The 18,910-nt window shown below is 70.4% G+C and carries 18 protein-coding genes and 1 pseudogene; 12 read left to right on the forward strand and 7 right to left on the reverse strand.

What is annotated here, in order from left to right:
- The first annotated feature begins 8 nt into the window (after positions 1–8).
- From EPO13_00605 to EPO13_00620, 4 genes are read left to right on the forward strand one after another with little or no spacing between them, the layout of a single operon-like run.
- A complete protein-coding gene (locus tag EPO13_00605) occupies positions 9–764 on the forward strand; it encodes a PspA/IM30 family protein (protein TAK71189.1) in 756 nt (251 codons plus the stop codon).
- Positions 761–1,036 (forward strand): hypothetical protein, encoded by a 276-nt coding sequence (locus EPO13_00610; GenBank protein TAK71035.1) that lies wholly within the window; start codon positions 761–763, stop codon positions 1,034–1,036. The genes EPO13_00605 and EPO13_00610 overlap by 4 nt, the downstream gene beginning before the upstream one ends.
- 43 nt (positions 1,037–1,079) lie before the next feature.
- Complete coding sequence (gene htpX / locus EPO13_00615) at positions 1,080–1,979, forward strand: zinc metalloprotease HtpX (protein TAK71036.1); 900 nt, start codon at positions 1,080–1,082, stop codon at positions 1,977–1,979.
- A 4-nt stretch (positions 1,980–1,983) separates the two neighbouring features.
- Positions 1,984–2,559 (forward strand): hypothetical protein, encoded by a 576-nt coding sequence (locus EPO13_00620; protein TAK71037.1) that lies wholly within the window; start codon positions 1,984–1,986, stop codon positions 2,557–2,559.
- Positions 2,560–2,661: 102 nt separating this feature from the next.
- Here the strand turns inward: EPO13_00620 and EPO13_00625 are convergent, their stop codons facing one another.
- Together EPO13_00625 and nadA are read right to left on the reverse strand one after the other, a co-directional pair.
- On the reverse strand, positions 2,662–3,459 hold the full coding sequence (locus tag EPO13_00625) for a calcium-binding protein (protein TAK71038.1): 798 nt from the start codon (positions 3,457–3,459) through the stop codon (positions 2,662–2,664).
- A 208-nt stretch (positions 3,460–3,667) separates the two neighbouring features.
- Positions 3,668–4,849: a quinolinate synthase NadA gene (gene nadA, locus EPO13_00630; GenBank protein TAK71039.1), complete on the reverse strand. Its 1,182-nt coding sequence runs from the start codon at positions 4,847–4,849 to the stop codon at positions 3,668–3,670.
- A gap of 187 nt (positions 4,850–5,036) precedes the next feature.
- On the opposite strand from nadA, the gene EPO13_00635 reads away from it, so the two are divergent.
- The 4 genes from EPO13_00635 to EPO13_00650 all read left to right on the forward strand — a co-directional run bounded on the left by EPO13_00635 (position 5,037) and on the right by EPO13_00650 (position 8,847).
- A complete protein-coding gene (locus tag EPO13_00635) occupies positions 5,037–6,287 on the forward strand; it encodes a glycerate kinase (GenBank protein TAK71040.1) in 1,251 nt (416 codons plus the stop codon).
- A 362-nt stretch (positions 6,288–6,649) separates the two neighbouring features.
- Positions 6,650–7,018, forward strand: coding sequence for an iron-sulfur cluster assembly accessory protein (locus EPO13_00640; GenBank protein TAK71041.1), 369 nt, complete (start codon positions 6,650–6,652; stop codon positions 7,016–7,018).
- Positions 7,019–7,112: 94 nt separating this feature from the next.
- Complete coding sequence (locus EPO13_00645; GenBank protein TAK71042.1) at positions 7,113–8,099, forward strand: carbohydrate kinase family protein; 987 nt, start codon at positions 7,113–7,115, stop codon at positions 8,097–8,099.
- Positions 8,100–8,157: 58 nt separating this feature from the next.
- Positions 8,158–8,847: a leucyl/phenylalanyl-tRNA--protein transferase gene (locus EPO13_00650; GenBank protein TAK71190.1), complete on the forward strand. Its 690-nt coding sequence runs from the start codon at positions 8,158–8,160 to the stop codon at positions 8,845–8,847.
- Positions 8,848–9,011: 164 nt separating this feature from the next.
- On the opposite strand, the gene EPO13_00655 is transcribed toward EPO13_00650, so the two are convergent.
- Together EPO13_00655 and EPO13_00660 are read right to left on the reverse strand one after the other, a co-directional pair.
- Complete coding sequence (locus EPO13_00655; protein ID TAK71191.1) at positions 9,012–9,209, reverse strand: sulfurtransferase TusA family protein; 198 nt, start codon at positions 9,207–9,209, stop codon at positions 9,012–9,014.
- A 13-nt stretch (positions 9,210–9,222) separates the two neighbouring features.
- Positions 9,223–10,693 (reverse strand): annotated as a pseudogene (locus EPO13_00660) (aminotransferase class V-fold PLP-dependent enzyme).
- Positions 10,694–10,844: 151 nt separating this feature from the next.
- Between EPO13_00660 and coxB the strand changes: the two are divergent.
- From coxB to EPO13_00680, 4 genes are all read left to right on the forward strand, one after another.
- A complete protein-coding gene (gene coxB, locus EPO13_00665) occupies positions 10,845–11,621 on the forward strand; it encodes a cytochrome c oxidase subunit II (protein TAK71192.1) in 777 nt (258 codons plus the stop codon).
- Positions 11,618–13,375, forward strand: a complete 1,758-nt coding sequence (gene ctaD / locus EPO13_00670) for a cytochrome c oxidase subunit I (GenBank protein ID TAK71043.1) — start codon at positions 11,618–11,620, stop codon at positions 13,373–13,375. Before coxB ends, ctaD begins: the two co-directional genes overlap by 4 nt.
- Positions 13,372–13,767: a cytochrome c oxidase subunit 4 gene (locus EPO13_00675; protein TAK71044.1), complete on the forward strand. Its 396-nt coding sequence runs from the start codon at positions 13,372–13,374 to the stop codon at positions 13,765–13,767. The genes ctaD and EPO13_00675 overlap by 4 nt, the downstream gene beginning before the upstream one ends.
- A gap of 300 nt (positions 13,768–14,067) precedes the next feature.
- Entirely contained in the window at positions 14,068–15,282 is a 1,215-nt protein-coding gene (locus EPO13_00680) for a L,D-transpeptidase (GenBank protein TAK71045.1), read from the forward strand.
- 71 nt (positions 15,283–15,353) lie between these two features.
- Here EPO13_00680 and EPO13_00685 read toward each other — a convergent pair whose 3' ends face one another.
- From EPO13_00685 to EPO13_00695, 3 genes are read right to left on the reverse strand one after another with little or no spacing between them, the layout of a single operon-like run.
- The gene (locus EPO13_00685; GenBank protein TAK71046.1) at positions 15,354–17,030 is read right to left on the reverse strand and encodes a ubiquinol-cytochrome c reductase cytochrome b subunit; all 1,677 of its coding nucleotides are present in this window, start codon (positions 17,028–17,030) and stop codon (positions 15,354–15,356) included.
- Complete coding sequence (locus tag EPO13_00690; protein TAK71047.1) at positions 17,027–18,100, reverse strand: Rieske (2Fe-2S) protein; 1,074 nt, start codon at positions 18,098–18,100, stop codon at positions 17,027–17,029. The genes EPO13_00685 and EPO13_00690 overlap by 4 nt, the downstream gene beginning before the upstream one ends.
- Positions 18,097–18,888 carry a c-type cytochrome gene (locus EPO13_00695; GenBank protein TAK71048.1) on the reverse strand — a complete coding sequence of 264 codons (792 nt, stop codon included), beginning with the start codon at positions 18,886–18,888 and terminating at the stop codon, positions 18,097–18,099. Before EPO13_00695 ends, EPO13_00690 begins: the two co-directional genes overlap by 4 nt.
- Positions 18,889–18,910: the final 22 nt, after the last annotated feature.

The raw sequence follows: 18,910 nt of genomic DNA on the forward strand, positions 1-18,910 counted from the left end.
AGCAGGCGATGGGCCTGTGGCAGCGCTTCACCCTGGTCTTCAAGTCCAAGGCCAACCGGGTTCTCGACAAGGCCGAGGACCCGCGCGAGACGCTCGACTACTCCTACGAGAAGCAGCTCGAACTGCTGCAGAAGGTCCGTCGTGGCGTGGCCGACGTGGCCACCAGCCGCAAGCGCCTGGAGTTGCAGATGCAGGGCCTCAACCAGCAGAGCGACAAGCTGGAAGGCCAGGCCAAGGCGGCCCTTGGTGCCGGTCGCGAGGATCTCGCGCGCGAGGCGCTCACCCGGCGCAGCGGCCTGCAGACCCAGGTGGCCGACCTGCAGAGCCAGCTCGCCGGCCTGCAGGCGCAGGAGGAGAAACTGGTCCTGGCTTCGCAGCGGCTGCAGACGAAGGTGGAGACCTTCCGCACCAAGAAGGAGACCATCAAGGCGACGTACACCGCCGCCGAGGCCCAGACCAAGATCAACGAGGCGTTCTCGGGCATCTCCGAGGAGATGGGCGACGTTGGGCTGGCGATCCAGCGGGCCGAGGACAAGACCGCGCAGATGACGGCCCGCGCGGGAGCGATCGACGAGCTGATCGCCTCCGGCGCGCTGGAGGACGCCACCGGCACGTCGAAGGACAACCTCACGCTGGAGCTGGAGCGGCTGGCCAGCAGCAACGACGTCGAAGCCCAGCTGGCATCGATGCGGGCTGAACTCGGCGGTGCTCCGGCCACCCCGGCCATCGAAGGGACGAACGGCTCGAAGGGTGCGGCGTCGTGATCGTCCGGATCTCCGGCGAGGGGCAGTACCGCCTCGCCGACGACGTCATCGACCAGGTCAACCAGCTGGACGCGGCGCTCGAGGGCGCGCTGGGTGGAACCGAGCAGGAGTTCCGTACGGCGTTGTCCGCCCTGCTGTCGCGGGTCCGCGCCGACGGCCAGCTGCTCGACGACGAGGAACTGCTGGAGAGCGACGTGATCCTGCCCGGCGAGGACGCGTCGGCGGACGACGTGCGGGGGATGCTCACCGACGAAGGGCTGCTGCCGGGCTGAGGTGGTTGGCCCGCAGCAGCAACGCACGATCGGAGGACGGCTCGTGGCACGGACCCGGTACGCCAGCGACAGCGGCCTGACCCGCCGGATGGCCGGAACGATGGGCGGGTTGCTGCTGCTGTACGTCGCGGTCGCGGTCGTCCTCATCATCGTCGGCGTCAACGCGATCGTCGTCGTGGTGATCGCCGCGGGGCTGCTGTGGGGGCAGTGGTTCTTCTCCGACTCGATGGCCCTGGCCGCGATGCGTGCGCACGTCGTCACTGCGGAGCAGGCACCGCAGCTGCACGGCATCGTGGACCGGCTCTGCGCCTTGGCGGACATGCCCAAACCGCGGGTCGCGATCGCCGACAGCGACGTCCCGAATGCCTTCGCGACCGGCCGCAGCCCGCACCGGTCCGTGGTCTGCGTGACCACCGGGCTGTTGCGCCGGCTGGATCGCGACGAGCTCGAAGGCGTGCTGTCCCACGAGTTGTCGCATGTCGCCCACCGGGATGTGACGGTGATGACCGTCGCATCCTTCGCGGCGGTGCTGGCCGGTCTGCTGGCGCGTACGGCGATGTGGGGCGGACTCGGGGGCAACCGCCGGGACAACAACGCCGCGGTGGTGGCGCTGGTGGTGATCCTGGTCAGCGCGGTGGTCTACATCGTGTCGTTCGTGCTGACCCGCGCACTGTCGCGCTATCGGGAACTGGCCGCCGACCGCGGGGGAGCGCTGCTGACCGGCAACCCCTCGGCGCTGGCTCGGGCCCTGCAGAAGGTCTCCGGCGATATGGCGCAGATCCCGAACCGGGACCTGCGGTCGATGGAGCCGGTCAGCGCCTTCGCCTTCATTCCGGCGCTGTCCGGCAAGGGCATGGACCTCGCGCACCTGTTCGCCACTCATCCGCCGCTGGAGCGGCGGCTAGCCAACCTCGCCCGGATCAGTACCGAACTGGGCCGCTGAGCCGATGGGCTTGTTCGACAGCGTGTTCGGTCGCCGTAAGGCGGTACCGCCGGATCTGGACCAGCTGTTCGCGATCCCTTCTGCGGCATTGACTCTCGAGGCCTCGCTCGGCCTGCGGCCGACCGGCGTGGGTTCGGTCGCCTTCCGTCCGCCGGAGGGCCGGGCCTTCGCCGAGCTGCAGTCCGACGTACGGGCGCTGCTGGACGCCGACGCCGGACCGGCCGTGGAGTTGACGCCGGACTCGTTCGGCTATACCTGGCTGGTCGTCCGTACCGATCCGCCGGACGTCTCGGCGCTGGTGACCGATCTGCACGCGGTCAACGTGTCGTTGCAGGACAGTGGATTCGGCCCGACGTTGCTGTGCTCGCTGGTCGGCTTCGTCGGAGCCGACGGCCGGCGGCTGGGGCTAGTGTACCTGTTCAAGCAGGGCACGTTCTATCCGTTCGCTCCCGACGTCTCCGGGGCTGAGCGACGCGACAACATCCTGGAGCTGCAGGTACGCGACGAGCTCGGGTCCGATCTGCGGATCGAACCCGAGCTCGCGCGCTGGTTCGCCGTCTGGGGCGCACCGGGCTGTTGAGCCCGGCGGCCGCCGGCGAACCTCCCCTCTCCTCCGCCCCCTGGTCGTGGCGACGGGCACGGTGATCGCGCCCGTCAACTGCGGGAGAGGCGTTCCCCCTCGTTAGCTGTCGGTACGACGGTCGTCGCCACCGCGGTCGTCGACGCCACGGTGGTCGTCGCCCTTGTGGTGCGCCTTGTTCTTGTGGTGCCGGGCGTCGCCCTGCCGGACCACGTCGTCGGAGGTCGCCCCGACGATGGTGTCGCGGCCCTTCCCGCCGTACGCCCGGTCCGCGCCCGGCCCGATGACGAGCGTGTCGCGGCCGGCGTCCCCGGCGACCACGTCGTCGCCCTCGCCGCCCACGATCGTGTCGTTGCCGCGGCCACCGCTGACCCGGTCGTCGCCGGCACCGGCGTCGATGACGTCGTTGCCGCCGTCGCCCAGGATCTTGTCGTCGCCGAGGCCGCCGGCCAGCGTGTCGTTGCCACCGCTGGAGAAGAACCAGCCGGCCTTGTGGTGGTGGCGGAAGCCGAACCAGCCCATGTCACCGATGACGAGGTCGTCCCCGGCACCCGCGTCGACCCAGTCCGCGCCTGCGCCGGCGAGGATCACGTCCCGCTCGGCGGAGCCGCAGATCGTGTCGTTCCCGGCACCGGCCAGCACGACGCCGGGTCCGGTCAGCACGATGACGTCGTCACCGCTGGTTCCCTTGACCTTCCCGGAACCGGTGATGGTGGCTGCCAGCCCGTTGCAGCTGACCGGTGCGGGGGTTGGGTCGTTGGCTGCCTGTGCCGGTGCCGCGAGAAGTGTTCCGGCGGCGATCATGCCGAGACCGGCGATACCGCCGAGTCCTGCCCGGACGATGCTCATGGTGACCCCTTCCGTCACATGCCGGCGCTCCGTCGCGCCAGTGCGGCCCATGACTACCCGGGGTCAGGGACCCGATCACGCGTCCCCCGGCTGCCTTGTGACGTCCTTGTCCGGCTCTTAGCCGACGTACGGAATGCGGTACGGCGTTACTCCGAAGGTGCACGCCGGCCTGGCGGGTCGCCGCCCCCGTGCCCCCGGTGCCGGCCGCTCCGGCCACTGCCGCAGCGGGCGGCTATCCGGCTACTGCCGCTGCAGGCGGCTATCCGGCCGCCGCCGCGGGGAGTGCGAGCATGCGGTCGAGAGCGACTCTCGCCCAGTGCGCGACCTCGGGGTCGACGTCGATGCGGTTGACCACCGTGCCGGCGACGAGGTTTTCCAAGGCCCACACCAGGTGGGGCAGGTCGATGCGATTCATGGTGGAGCAGAAGCACACCGTGCGGTCGAGGAAGACGATCTGCTTGTCCGGGTGCCGCAGCGCCAGTCGCTTCACCAGGTTGAGCTCGGTGCCCACCGCGAACGCGGTCCCGGCCGGGGCGGCGTCGATGGTCGCGATGATCCGCTCGGTCGATCCGACGATGTCGGCGGCCCGGACCACCTCGTGGCGGCATTCGGGGTGAACGATGACCGTCACGCCCGGGATCCGTTGCCGGACATCGTGAACCGAGTCCTCGCTGAATCGGCCGTGGACCGAGCAATGGCCGCGCCACAGGATCATCCGCGCCGCTTGCAGCTGCTCGACGGTCAACCCGCCGCCGGGCCGGTGCGGGTCGAACACCACGCAGTCCGCAGCGGACATCCCGAGGTCGAGGATGGCGGTGTTGCGCCCGAGGTGCTGGTCGGGGAGGAACAGCACCTTCTCGCCGCGTTCGAAGGCCCACTGCAGCGCCTGCCGCGCGTTGCTCGACGTACAGACCGCGCCGCCGTGACGCCCGGTGAATGCCTTGATCGCCGCCGTCGAGTTCATGTACGTGATCGGCACCGTCCGGTCGGCCACGCCGGCGTCGACCAGGACATCCCAGGCGTCCTGCACCTGGCCGATCGCGGCCATGTCGGCCATCGAGCAGCCGGCGGCGAGGTCGGGAAGGACGACCTGTTGCGACGGCGAGGTCAGGATGTCGGCGCTCTCGGCCATGAAATGCACGCCGCAGAAGAGGATGTACTCCGCCTCCGGATGCGCGGCGGCCTGCTGCGCGAGTTTGAAGGAGTCGCCGGTGGTGTCGGCGAAGGCGATGACCTCGTCGCGTTGGTAGTGGTGACCCAGCACGTAGACCCGCGAGCCGAGGGCTTCCTTGGCCCGCTGCGCCCGCGCGACCAGGTCGGGGTCGGAGGCGGCGGGGAGTGCGCCGGGACATTCCACGCCCCGCTCGCTGTCCGGGTCAGCGCCGCGGCCCAGGAGCAACAGGGCGAGCGGAGTCGGCGACGGCTCGGTCCAGGCTGTCATCGGATCCTGCCGGGGGTCTCGGAGGTGGGTTGCTCCCGTGCAACGCGATGCTCGCACAGCACCTTCCGGCTGATCGCCGCGGTAGGCAGATCCGTCGAGGCGGCACGCCATCGGTCGCCGCGACAGTTAGCTCGGTCAGTCGGATCGGTCGCAGCGCGACGGTGTGCTCGCCGGATACGGTCGGCCGGTGCGCGTGCTGGTGGCTCCCGATGCCTTCACCGGCACGCTGACGGCGACGCAGGCGGCCGTCGCGATCCGCCGAGGCTGGGCGCGCAGCGCTCCGGCCGACGAACTCGACCTCGCTCCGCTCTCGGACGGGGGGCCCGGTTTCGTCGAGGTCATGTACGCCTCGCTGGGCGGGCAGCTCGTGTCCGAGACGGTCACCGGTCCGCTGCGCGAGCCCGTGCAGGCCACCTGGCTGCTGGGCCCGGACGGTACGGCGTACGTCGAGGCCGCCAGTGCCTGCGGCCTGCACCTGATCCCGGACGCTCGCCGCGATCCTGCCGTCACCACGAGCGCCGGGGTCGGCGACCTGATCGCCGCTGCCGTGGCCCGCGGTGCTCGCCGCGTGATCGTCGGAGTCGGCGGTACGGGGACCACCGACGCCGGCGCCGGACTGCTGGCGGCGCTCGGTGCGACGGCGGACCACCCGGAGGTACTGACCGGCGGCGGTGGCGGCCTCCGGTCGGTGACGGCGGTCGACCTCGCGCCCGCCCGGGCGGCGATGGCCGGCGTCGAGCTCGTCGTGGCGTCCGACGTCGACGTACCTCTGCTCGGCCTGCGCGGTGCCAGCAACGGATTCGCCCGGCAGAAAGGCGCCGACGACGCGTCGGTGATGCTGCTGGAGGGCTCGCTCGAGGCCTTCGCCGCCGCCGTGGGCCGGCAGCCAGCGGACGATGCGCCGGGCGGGCGCGATCCGGCGGTGGCGCTGGGCGCCGGCGCCGGTGGTGGACTCGGGTATGCCCTCCTGGCGCTGGGTGGCCGTCGCGTGCCCGGCATCGCCACGGTGACCGAAGCCGTGGGGCTGACCGGTCGGGCCGCCGCGGCAGATCTCGTGCTGACCGGCGAGGGCACGTTCGACTGGCAGTCGCTGCGGGGCAAGGTCGTCGCCGGGGTCGCCGCCGCCGCGTTGCCGTCCGCCCGGCCGGTGGTGGTGCTCGCCGGTCGGGTGGCGGTCGGCCGACGCGAGTGGGTCGCGATCGGGGTGTCGGCGGCGTACGCCGTATCCGACATCGCACCCACGGAAGCCGTACCTCCGCCGCCCGGCGCCGCCGCGCCCAGGTCCGGGGACGCCGCGCCCAGGTCCGACGACGCCGGGCCCGGATTCGACGACGTTGTGGCCGGGTCCGGGGAGGCCGTGCCCGGCCCGCCCGAGGGCGACCCGGCCGAGTTGCTGGCCGCCCTGGCCGCCCGGGTGGCCAAGTCCTGGTCGCGCTGAGTCCCGGTCGGGCTGGGCCGGTCACGGAGCCTTGGGTCGCGCTGCCGCGCCACCCAAGCCGCCGTGCCACCACAAGGGTCGTCATCGTCGGCGCGATAGCAGCCCTTCTGGTGGCACGACGGCTGGTGGCACGGCGCCCGAGCCAGGACGGCGGCTGGTGGTACGGCGGCCGGAGCTGGGCCGTGATCATGCCGGGCGCCTGGTCACGCTGAGTCCCGGTCGCGCTGGGCCGTGGTCACGCCGGTGGGGCGTCGGCACCGCGTGAGCGGCCCGGGTGTGCGATCCTGGGAATCGCCGTGCGCGACGCTGCGTTGGCGCTCGTACCAGCCCGTCCACGTGGATCCAGTCCGGGAGTTCTCGACATGACCGCTGACACCACCCTGCAGATCCTCAGCACGCAGCCGACCGACGGCATCGTCCTCACCGAGGTCGCCGCCACCAAGGTCAAGGCGCTGCTGGAAGCTGAAGGTCGCGACGATCTCGCGCTGCGGGTCGCGGTGCAGCCCGGCGGTTGCTCGGGCCTGCGCTACCAGCTCTTCTTCGACGACCGTTCGCTCGACGGCGACGTGGTCAAGGACTTCGGCGGCGTCGGCGTGGTGACCGACCGGATGAGCGCGCCGTACCTCATGGGCGCGACCATCGACTTCGTCGACACGATCGAGAAGCAGGGCTTCACCATCGACAACCCGAACGCCACGGGCTCGTGCGCCTGCGGCGACTCGTTCCACTGAGCGAACCCGCTCCCAGCGGCCGGCGCAATCGCGCCGGCCGCTTTGTCGCCTGCTGGGGTCGGTCTGGCAGGCCCGGTAGCCCTGCAGGAGCGACGTGCCCATCGCGGTAACCGGCTCGATTGCCACCGATCACCTGATGACCTTCCCGGGCCGGTTCGCCGACTCGTTCATCGCGGACAAGCTCGACAAGGTGTCGCTGTCGTTCCTCGTCGACGAGCTCGAGGTACGCCGCGGCGGCGTGGCCGCCAACATCGCCTTCGGGATGGGGTGCCTGGGGCTGCAGCCGGTCCTGGTCGGCGCGGTCGGCTCGGACTTCGCGGACTACCGCTCCTGGCTGCAGCGGCACGGCGTCGACACCGAGTCCGTGCTGGTGTCCGACGTCCGGCACACCGCGCGCTTCGTCTGCACCACCGACGCCGACCACAACCAGATCGCCTCCTTCTACGCCGGGGCGATGCACGAGGCGCGGGAGATCGAGCTCAAGCCCGTCGTGGATCGCACGGGCACGCTGGATCTCGTCGTGATCGCCGCCAACGACCCGGCCGCGATGGTGCGCCATACCGAGGAGTGCCGGTTCCGCGGCTATCCGTTCGCCGCCGACCCCAGCCAGCAACTGACCAGCATGGACGGCGCCGAGGTCCGTGAGCTGCTCGACGGTGCGGCGTACCTGTTCTCCAACGAGTACGAGTCCGCGCTCATCGAATCGCGCACCGGCTGGTCCAGCGACGAGGTGCTCGCACGGGTCGGTGTGCGGGTGACCACGCGGGGAGCGGCCGGCGCCCAGGTGGAGCGCGCCGGCCAGCCGCCGGTCGTCGTCGCGGCCGCACCCGAGCAACGCAAGGCCGACCCGACCGGCGTCGGTGACGCGTTCCGGGCCGGGTATCTGGCCGCAGTGGGCTGGGGACTGTCGGACCAGCGTTGTGCGCAGGTCGGCTCGCTGCTGGCGGCGTACGTCATCGAGACCGTCGGGACGCAGGAGTACGAGTTCACGCCGCGTGAGTTCCTCGACCGGCTGGCCGCCGCGTACGGCGACGACGCGGCCGCCGACGTCGCCGGCCCGCTGGAGGGCGCGCGGCGGTGAACGGCCGCCGGTCGCGACAGCCACCCCGGCTGCGACGTCGACCGTGAGTCCGTCGCCGTTGCCGCACAGCCGCTGGGTCCTACCCGACCCGCTGCGGGCCGAGCCCGGCCAGGACCTGCTGGGCGTCGGGGCCGACCTTGCGCCCGGGACGCTGGTGGCGGCGTACCGTGCCGGGCTGTTCCCGATGGGGGTCGATGCCGCCGACCCCGAACCGGGCCCGCCGTCGGCGGAGCGGCCCGGCCTGCTCGGCTGGTGGTCGCCTGACCCCCGCGGCGTGCTGCCGCTGTGGGGCCTGCGGGTGAGCCGGTCGCTGGCACGGTCCTGCCGGCGGTTCGAGGTCACTGTCGACACGCAGTTCGACGCGGTCGTCGCCGGTTGCGCCGATCCGGCTCGCGACCACGGCTGGATCACGCCGCAGTTCGCCGTGGCGTACGCCGACCTGCACGCCCGCGGCTGGGCGCACTCCATCGAGGTCCGTGACGGCGGTGAACTCGTCGGCGGGCTGTACGGCGTCGAAGTCGGCGGTCTGTTTGCGGGGGAGTCGATGTTCCACCGTCGCCGCGACGCCTCCAAGGTCGCGCTGGTCGCGCTCGTCGAGGTGCTGCGGGCCGCACCCGCGCCGGCCGACCGGTTGCTCGACGTGCAGTGGCTCACCGACCACCTGGCGACCTTGGGCGCCGTCGCCGTACCGCGAGCCGAGTACCTGCGGCGCCTGTCCCGCGCGCTCACCCTGCCGCCGGCGTTCTGACCGGCGCCCGGCCACCTGCCGAGGTCCGCGGCCGCCGACGCCAGTGACCCTGACCGAGGCCCGCGGCCCTGCCGAGGTCCGCGACCCTGACCGACGCCAGCGATCCTGACCGATCCGCAAGCGACCCTGACCGATCCGCGACGACGCCCGAGATCCGCGACGACTCAGTCGGAGCGCGGTGCGGTAGCGCCCGGTTCCAGCCGTACGCCGTACGCCGTCGCACCGCTCGCCTCGGAGGGCTCGGCTTCGCCGAGCGGGACGTCGCCGAGATAGGTGTGCCCGCGCAGCTGGCACCACGCGGGAATGTCGTGCCGAGCCGCGGGGTCGTCGGCCACCACCACCAGCACCGCCCCGGCCAGCACAGTCCCGGCTGGCTCAGTCCCCGCCGGGTCGGCCTCCGCCGGGCTGCCCTCGGTCTTGGCAGCGGCGGCGGTCCGGTCGGCGGCGGCGCGGGCCAGGGCGATCACCGGCAGCGGACAGGCGTGACCGCGTTCGTCCACCAGGTACGGCGTCGGCCCGCCCGGCTCGGTGAACGCTGCGGCCGCAACGCGCAGCGGGTCGCCGGTCACAGCCCGCCGGCGCCGAGGGCGTCGCGGACCCGGGCCACCGCCGCTGGCAGCACTGCCAGCAGCCGGTCGATGTGACGGTCGGGGCAGTCCGGGGGGAGCGAGATCCGCAGGTTGCCCTCGGTCAGTACCCCCATCGCGGCGAGCACATGACTGGGCCGGCGGGTGTCCGACGTACAGGCCGATCCGCTGGACACCGCGATGCCGGCCCGGTCCAGTTCGCCGACGAGCGCTTCACCGTCGACATAGAGGAAGGAGAACGTCGCGACGTGCGGCAGCCGGTCCACCGCGTCGCCGACCGCGACCGCATCGGGCACGGTCGCCACGACCTCCCGGCGGAGCCGGTCGACCTGCGCCTGCAGCCGCGGCTCGGTGCTGGCCCGGCTTTCGGTCACCGCCTCCAGCGCCGCCGCGGCGGCCACGATCGCGGGCACGGCGGGGAAGCCCGGGACGCGGCCCGCCTCCCGCTCGTCGGCCGGCTGCGGTGAGCGCCACCGCACCGCGGTCCGTACCGCCAGCAGGCCGACCCCGGCCGGGCCGCCCCACTTGTGCGCGCTGGCCGTCAGCAGATCCCAGCCGGCCGGGACACCCGCGACCCCGAGGCAGGCCGCGGCGTCCACCAGCAACGGCACGTCCCGGACGCGCAGTTCGGCGGCCACCGGCTCGACCGGCTGTCGGGTGCCGACCTCGTGGTTGGCCGCTTGCAGGCACGCGACCGCCGTCCCCGGTTCGGCGGCGGCCACGAACTGCGGGACGTCGACGCGGCCCAGCGAGTCGACGCCCACGACCACCACCTCGCCGCCGGCCGCTTCGTGCCGATCGGCGGCGCGCAGTACGGCGGAATGCTCGACTGCGCTGACCACCACCCGCCGACCCGTCCTGGCTCGGCCCAGCACGGTCCCGGCCAGCGCGAGGTGCAGCGCCTGGGTGCCGGACGACGTGAACGACACCTCGTCCGGGCGGGCACCGAGGACGGTCGCCACGGACTCGCGAGCGGCATCGAGCAGCTGCCGGGCGCGGCGGCCGTCGCGGTACAGCCGGACCGGGTCCGCCCAGCCCTCGTCGAGGGCGACCAGCAACGCAGCGCGGGCCGCCGGATGCAGCGGCAGGCCGGCCGTCGCGTCGAGGTAGGCGACCTCGGGGCCGGCCGATGCCGGTTCTCCGGCACCGGATCGCTGCGATCGGACAGGTGTCGTGGAGGTGGACCGGCCCGGTTCACCGCGCCGTCCCGACGGCGTCGTCGCGGCGCCGGTCGTCCGGTCAAAGCCGGTGTCCGACATGCCGTGAACCTACCGCCCCCTCCGCACGTCGGCGCCGGTGCGCTGCGCTAGTCTCGCGGCCATGTCCGGCTCGGCAGGAAGGCCACGCGTGGGCTCGACTCGATCCTCCCGTCGGCGCATCGTGCTCGGCGTCGGCGGCGCCGCTGCGGTCATGTTGTCGGCCACCGGATGCACGGCCAACGAGGCATTCTTCTTCGACATGCCTGAGGGCGTGACGAACCTGACCGACCGGATCCGGCATCTGTGGGAAGGCGCCTGGATCGCAGCCTGGGCGGTCGGCGTCCTCACCTGGGCGCTGATCATCTACGCGATCATCGTGTACCGGCGCCGCCGCGGGGCGCCGACGCCGGTCCAGACCCGCTACAACCTGCCCATCGAGATCATGTACACGGTCGCGCCGCTGATCATGATCTTGGGCCTGTTCTTCTTCAGCACCCGCGACCAGTTGGCCATCCAGGAGTTGAGCCCGGAGCCGGACAACACCGTCAACGTGGTGGCCTTCCGGTGGAGCTGGGGCTTCAACTACCTGGACGAGCAGGTCTACGACGTCGGGACGCCCGGCCAGCGTCCGACGCTGTGGCTGCCGGTCGACGAGTCGGTGCGATTCGAGCTGACCTCGCCGGACGTAAACCACTCGTTCTGGGTGCCGCAGTTCCTCTACAAGATGGACGTCATCCCCGGCCGGGTGAACCGCTTCGAGGTGACTCCCACCAAGGAGGGGACCTACGCCGGCAAGTGCGCGGAACTGTGCGGCGTCGACCACTCGCGGATGCTGTTCGACGTCCGTGTCGTGTCGCGGGCGCAGTACGCCGCGCACATGGCCGAGCTACGGGCCAAGGGTCAGACCGGTGTCTTCGGGTCTGACCGGGAGCTGGAGAACGCCGACAACGTGGAGAAGACCCAGAACCAGAACGGTGGTCGGGGATGACGATCCTGGAGGAGCCGGTCACCGATACCGGCGTGACCTCGCCGGTCTTCCTCACCACGCCGAAGCGGCGCCGCTGGGGCAAGGTCATCGTCACGTGGGCCACCTCGACTGACCACAAGACGATCGGCTACCTCTACCTGATCACGTCGTTCGTGTTCTTCCTGCTCGGCGGCATACTGGCGCTGGGCATCCGCGCCGAACTCGCGCAGCCGGGCCTGCAGTTCTTCTCCGCCGAGCAGTACAACCAGCTGTTCACCATGCACGGCTCGATCATGCTGCTGCTGTTCGCGACGCCGCTGTTCATCGGCTTCACCAACGTGATCATGCCGTTGCAGATCGGGGCGCCGGACGTCGCATTCCCGCGGCTGAACATGTTCGGCTACTGGCTGTTCCTGTTCGGCGGCATCATCGTCATCCTGGGTTTCTTCATGCCGGGCGGTGCCGCGTCGTTCGGCTGGTTCGCGTACGCCCCGCTGTCCAACATCGTCAACTCGCCGAACCTCGGATCCGACCTGTGGATCATGGGCTTCGCGTTGACCGGGCTCGGCACCATCCTGTCGGCCGTCAACTTCGTCACGACGATCTTCTGCATGCGCGCCCCGGGTATGACGATGTTCCGGATGTCGATCTTCACGTGGACGTCGCTGCTGACCAGCGTGCTGGTCCTCATGGCCTTCCCGGTGCTGGCCGCCGCCCTGGTCGTCCTCGAGGTCGACCGCAAGTTCGGCGCGGTCGTCTTCGACGCGTCGAACGGCGGCGCGATCCTCTGGCAGCACCTGTTCTGGTTCTTCGGCCATCCGGAGGTCTACATCCTGGCGTTGCCGTTCTTCGGTATCGCCTCGGAGATCATCCCGGTGTTCAGCCGCAAGCCGATCTTCGGCTACAAGGGCTTGGTCTTCGCGACGATCGGCATCGCGGGGCTGTCGGTCGCGGTGTGGGCCCACCACATGTACGTGACCGGCTCGGTCTTCCTGCCGTTCTTCGCCCTGATGACCATGCTGATCGCGGTGCCGACGGGGGTGAAGTTCTTCAACTGGATCGGCACGATGTGGGGCGGCTCGATCTCGTTCGAGACCCCGATGCTGTGGGTTCTGGGCTTCCTCGTCACGTTCCTGTTCGGCGGCCTGACCGGCATCATCCTCAGCGCGCCGCCGCTGGACTTCCCGGTCTCCGACAGCTACTTCGTCGTGGCCCACTTCCACTACGTCGTGTTCGGCACGGTCGTGTTCCTGATGTTCGCCGGGTTCTACTTCTGGTGGCCGAAGTGGACCGGCCGGATGCTCAACGAGCGGCTCGGCAAGGTGCATTTCTGGCTGCTGTTCATCGGCTTCCAGACGACTTTCCTGGTGCAGCACTGGCTCGGCGTGCAGGGCATGCCGCGGCGGTACGCGGACTATCTGGACAGCGACAACTTCACCACCTTGAACACCGTGTCCACGATCGGGGCGACGATCCTGGGTGCCTCGACCCTGTTCTTCTTCTGGAACGTCTACATCACCTGGCGTCATGCGCCGAAGGTGACCGTGGACGACCCGTGGGGCTGGGGCAGGTCGTTGGAGTGGGCGACCTCCTGCCCGCCGCCGCGGCACAACTTCAGCTCGCTGCCGCGGATCCGATCCGAGGCGCCCGCGTTCGACCTGCACTACCCGGAGTACGCCGCGCTGTCCGCGCACGGGCCGCAGTCCCATCCGGTCCCGGGCTCGCAGCCGGCCACCGCCGCAGGCGAGGCAGTAAAGGAGGTGAACGAGCGATGAAGATGGAGGGGTATCTCTTCGCCGGAGGCTGCCTGTTCTACGGCCTCGTCGCATTGGTGTACTGGCTGCTGTCGTACGACGTCGCCGGGACGACGACCCTCGCCCTCACCGGCGCCCTGGCCTTCCTGGTCGCCTTCTACGCGCTGTTCACCTCACGGCGGGTGTATCCGCGACCGGAGGACCGCACCGACGCCGAGGTCGACGACGCCGACCCGGACTACGGTTTCTTCAGCCCGCACAGCTGGTGGCCGCTGCCGACAGCCTTCGGCGCGGCGTGCATCTCGTTCGGCTTCGTGTTCGCCGCGTGGTTGGTCGTCTTCGGCGTCTTCATGCTCTTCGTCGGGCTGGTGGGCTGGGTCTTCGAGTACTACCGCGGCGACTTCGCCCACTGACCCGCTCGCTGCGCCGCCTGGCTGCGGTTGACCGCCGCTCACCCGCACGGCCGAGCGTGGTCAGCTGGGCGGGTCCATTCGGTGAACGTCCGACCACGCTTGCCCCGCTCGGCTGGACTCGTCGGCGCTGTCCTGCGCAGGATGTCCTCGGCGGTCCCGCGCCCACCGACGATGTCCGATAGTCGTTCGGTAGCAGCGGGACCGACGTCTCCCGGGCAACAGCGCCGGAGGGTGGACAGGCTCCGCGATCCGGAGCTGCGGCAGACGGGCCCGGCGTGGCCCAGCAGAAGGGGCAGGGCCGTGGGCCAGGCAGGTCGAACTGTCGTGCGGGTGCGGGCGGTCGCCGCGGGTGCTGCCGCGGTTGCGGCGATCGTGGCGGTCAGCGCGTGCGGTCCGGCGCTGCGGTTGTCCACCTCGCCCAGCGGTACCCAGAGCAGCGCGACGATCGACGCCCCCGTGCTGGGCCAGACTGACGTGGCGGTGGACGAGCCGGTCGTGCTGACCGCCGAGGACGGTTGGCTGACGTCGGTGTCGGTGACCGGCCCGAAGGGCGTGGTGGTCGCCGGCGCCATCTCCGAGGACGGCGCCACCTGGACCTCCGCGTCGACGTCGCTGGCGTTCGGGACGACATACCGGGTCAAGGCTGACGCTGTCGACAGCCGCGGTGTGCCGACGACGACGCAGAGCGAGTTCACCACCTTGACGCCGACCCGGCTGCTGCGCGTGGCGTCGGTGACTCCGGCGGCCGACGCCGTCGTGGGCGTCGGGATGCCCATCACCGTCACCCTCGATCGTGCGGTCGCCGGGCAGGCGGCGCGCGCGGCCGTCGAGCGCAACCTGATCGTCACGTCGTCCGTCCCGGCCGCCCCGGGGGCCTGGTCCTGGCAGAGCGACACGGTCCTGCAGTACCGGCCGCAGACGTACTGGCCGGCGAACTCCACGATCTTGGTTGCCGCGAACCTGCGTGGCGTGCGGCTGGGTAACAGCGACAACTACGGGGCCAAGGACGAGACGTACACCTTCCGGACCGCCGACGCCATGATCATCAACGTCGACGCGGCCAAGCACCGGATGACGGTGCAGGTCAACGGCAAGACGGTCCGCACCGCGGGCATCACGACCGGCAAGTCGGGTTTCGAGACCCGTAGCGGCATCAAGGTGATCATGACCCGGGAAGTCAGCCGGGTGATGGACGCGGCGTCCGGCGGTACGGATCACAGCGACCCCGAGTACTACCGGGTGACCGCCCCGTACGCCATGCGCATCACGAACTCCGGCGAGTTCCTGCACGGTGCACCCTGGTCGACCGGCTCGCAGGGATCGGCGAACGTCAGCCACGGCTGCGTGGGGATGAGCGTGACCAACGCGAAGTGGTTGTACGACAACACGCATCTGGGCGACGTCGTGGTGGTCACCGGCACCAGCCGGCAGCAGGACCTCGGCAACGGCATCACGGTGTGGAACGAGTCCTGGGCCGACTGGCTCAAGGGTTCCGCCCTGGCGTCCAGTCACTGAGGACGCCGGACCGCCGCGGCAACGAGAAGCGCGGGGCACGACTGCCCGCGCTGGGCCCGGCCGAGCTGGGGTCAGTTGTGTGAGCTGCCGTCCCCGGACGTGATCGCCTGACGCTCGGACTCGTCTTCGAGGGCGGCCTCGTGTGCGGCGTGGTCAGCAGCCGCGGCCAGTTCTGCGGCCGACGGCTTCTGAACGTTGTCGGAGTACCAGAAGCGCGACAGACCGGCCCGGATCTTGCCGGTACGGGCGCCCGGGTTGGCCACGCCGTTCTCGTCGGTTGCCGGCGGTTCCGGCAGCGGCACGATGTCGGGCTTGGACAGCAGGACCGCTTGCTCCTGCTCGCCGATCGGCTCGTGGATCTCGATGAACTCACCGTGCGGCAGCCGCAGGATCCGGCCGGTCTCGCGACCGTGCAGCAGCTTGTCGCGGTCGCGGCGCTGCAGGCCGAGGCACACCCGCTTGGTGATGACGAACACGATCGGCGGGATCACGAACAGCGAGATCCGCAGGAACCAGATCACCGTGTTGAACGACAGCCCGAACGCGTAGGCAATCGTGTCGTTGCCGCCGCCGATCCACAGCAGCAGGTAGAACGAAATCGCCATGGCGCCGAACGCCGTACGGGTCGGTGCGTTGCGCGGCCGGTCCAGCAGGTGATGCTCGTTGTTGTCGCCGGTGACCCATTTCTCGATGAACGGGTAGGCGCCGAGGATCGTAAAGAGGATCCCGGGGACGATGATCGTCGGAATGAAGACGTTCATGCTCCATAGCCCGCCGAACAGCGAGAACTCCCAGTTCGGCATCAGCCGCAGCGCGCCGTCGAGGAAGCCGATGTACCAGTCAGGCTGTGTGCCGGCCGACACCTGATCCGGGGTATACGGCCCGAAGAACCAGATCGGGTTGATCTGTATCAGCGCCGAGATCAGGATGATGATCCCGAAGACGACGAAGAAGAAGCCGCCGGCCTTGGCCATGTAGATCGGCATCAGCGGGTAGCCGACGACGTTGTCCTGCGTCCGCCCGGCTCCCGGGAACTGGGTGTGCTTCTGGTACCAGACGAGCATGAGGTGCACCGTCACCAGGGCGAGGATCAGCCCGGGCATGAGCAGGATGTGCACGGTGTAAAGCCGGGGAATGATGTCCGACCCTGGGAACTCTCCACCGAAGAGCAGGAACCCGAGCCAGGTGCCGACGATGGGAATGCCCTGCACGATGCCGGAGGCGATCCGCAGGCCGGAGCCGGACAGCAGGTCGTCCGGCAGCGAGTAGCCGGTGAAACCCTCGAGGATCCCCAGCGTGAGCAGCCCGGTGCCGATGGCCCAGTTCAGTTCGCGCGGCTTGCGGAATGCGCCGGTGAAGAAGACCCGGAACAGGTGGACCATCATCGCCATGATGAAGATCAAGGCGGCCCAGTGGTGGATCTGCCGGATCAGCAGCCCGCCGCGGACGTCGAACGAGATGTCCAGTGTCGAGGCGTACGCCTCGGAGACGTGGATGCCGCGCAGCGGAGCGTACGAACCGTCGTAGATGACCTCCGCCATCGACGGCTTGAAGAACAGCGTCAGGTAGGTGCCGGTGAGCAGCAGGACGATGAAGCTGTAGAGCGCGATCTCACCGAGCATGAACGACCAGTGGTCGGGGAAGACTTTGTTCAGGTTGCGGCGCAGCCAGCGGTTGGTCGAGGCACGCTCGTCGACGTAGGTGGCCAGGCCGCCACCGATCTTCTCCGGGGCCGTGTTGGCGCTCATCCGATCTCCCAGAAGCTCGGGCCCACAGGCTCGGCAAAGTCCCCGCGCGCCACCAGGTATCCCTGCGCGTCCACACCGATGTGCAACTGCGGCATGCGCCGGGCGGCCGGTCCGAAGACCACGACGCCGGAGTCAGCCAGGTCGAACGTCGACTGGTGGCACGGGCAGAGCAGGTGATGGGTCCGCTGCTCGTACAACGAGATCGGGCAGCCGACGTGAGTGCAGATCTTCGAGAAGGCGAGGATGCCCTGGTAGTCCCACGGGTCCTCCGGCGTACCGCCCTGCTGGCTGCGGATCTCGTCCGGCGTCATCCGCACGAGGATGATCGCGGCCTTCGCCCGGGCGTTCTGGGTGCCCTCTTCCTCCTGGACCTCCTGCAGGCTGGCCGGTACGGCGTTCACCAGGCCGCCCTGCGGGATGTCCTCGGGGCGGATCGGGTCGTTCGTCCCGTCGACGACGATCCGCTCGCCGTCCGCCCACATCGTCTTCTTGAGAATGGCGCCGGGGTTCTCGTTGCCGTCGGCCGGCGACCACAGGCCGCGCAGCAGCACGATCAGCGGGATCGGGAAGATCGCCATCGCCGCCAGCAGGGAGCGGCGGATGATCGGCCGGGCGACGAAGCCGGAGTCGTCGCGACCCTGCTCGTAGATCGCGATCGTTTCCTCGGTGACCTCCGGCTCGGACTTCAGCAGATGCCGGTCGGCCACGACCTCGATATCGGGCATGAGCTTCTTCGCCCACTGAATGGCCGCGGCGCCGATGAACAGCGTGCCCAGCCCGAAGGTCAACCCCAGGACGAGGTTCATCGTGCTCGTCGTCCCGAACAGCCAGAGGTCGATCGTGGCGTGCTTGTCGATGCCGACGTAGCCGGCGACGAAGAGCACGACCATGACGATCGACAGCCCGAACAGCGTGGCGACCTGGCGCTCGGCGCGCCGGGCGGCCGCCGGGTCGACGTCGGTCCGGCGCGGCCGGTGCTGGTGGTGGGCGATCTGCTGCGACCCGTGGCGCTGCTCGGGCGTGCCCTGCTCGGCCGGGACGACGTCTCCGCTGGGAGTGCGCTCGGTCATCGTGACTTGACCCCGATCCACACGGCCGCGGCGATGAGCGCGGCGAGTCCGGCGACCCAGATGAACAGACCCTCGTTGACCGGCCCGAGCCGGCCGAGCCCCATCCCGCCGACGTCCGGCGCGGTCTTGAGCGCCTCGATGTAGGCGATGATGTCGCGCTTGTCGTCGGGCGTGAGCGTGCCGTCGCCGAACACGGGCATGTTCTCCGGGCCGGTGAGCATCGCCTCGTAGATCTGTTCGGGCGTGGCGTTCATCAGCGACGGTGCGTAGGCACCGTTGGGCAGCGGACCGCCCTGGCCCATCGCCTGGTGGCACTGCGAGCAGTTCAGCCGGAACAGCTCGCCGCCCAGTGCGAGGTCGGCCTTGGCGAAGTCGAGGTCGTCGAAGGTCGGCCGGGCGGGGCCGGGCGCCAGCGACGCGATGTACGCCGCGATCTGGCTGATCTCTTCCTCGGTGTACTGCCGTGGCTTGACCGGTGCCTGGACACCGGACGTGGCCAGCGGCATCCGCCCGGTCGACATCTGGAAGTGAACGGCGGCCGCGCCCACGCCGATCAGGCTGGGGCCGCTGGAGGTGCCCTGCGCTGCCAACCCGTGGCAGCTGGAACATCCTTCGAGGAACAGCTGCTTGCCCGACTCGACCGCGGTCGCGCTGCCGACGGTGGCAGCGGCGTCGGCGGTGCCGGCCGAGCTCACGGCGGCGTACAGACCGCCGGTCGCCAGCAATGCGCCCAGCAGCAGCGCGGCTGCCACCACGGGGTGGCGCCGCCGCGGGGTTCGGGACTTCACCTGGAGACCTCGATCGCGAGGG

Source organism: Actinomycetota bacterium, from assembly GCA_004297305.1.
Lineage (GTDB): Bacteria > Actinomycetota > Actinomycetes > S36-B12 > FW305-bin1 > FW305-bin1.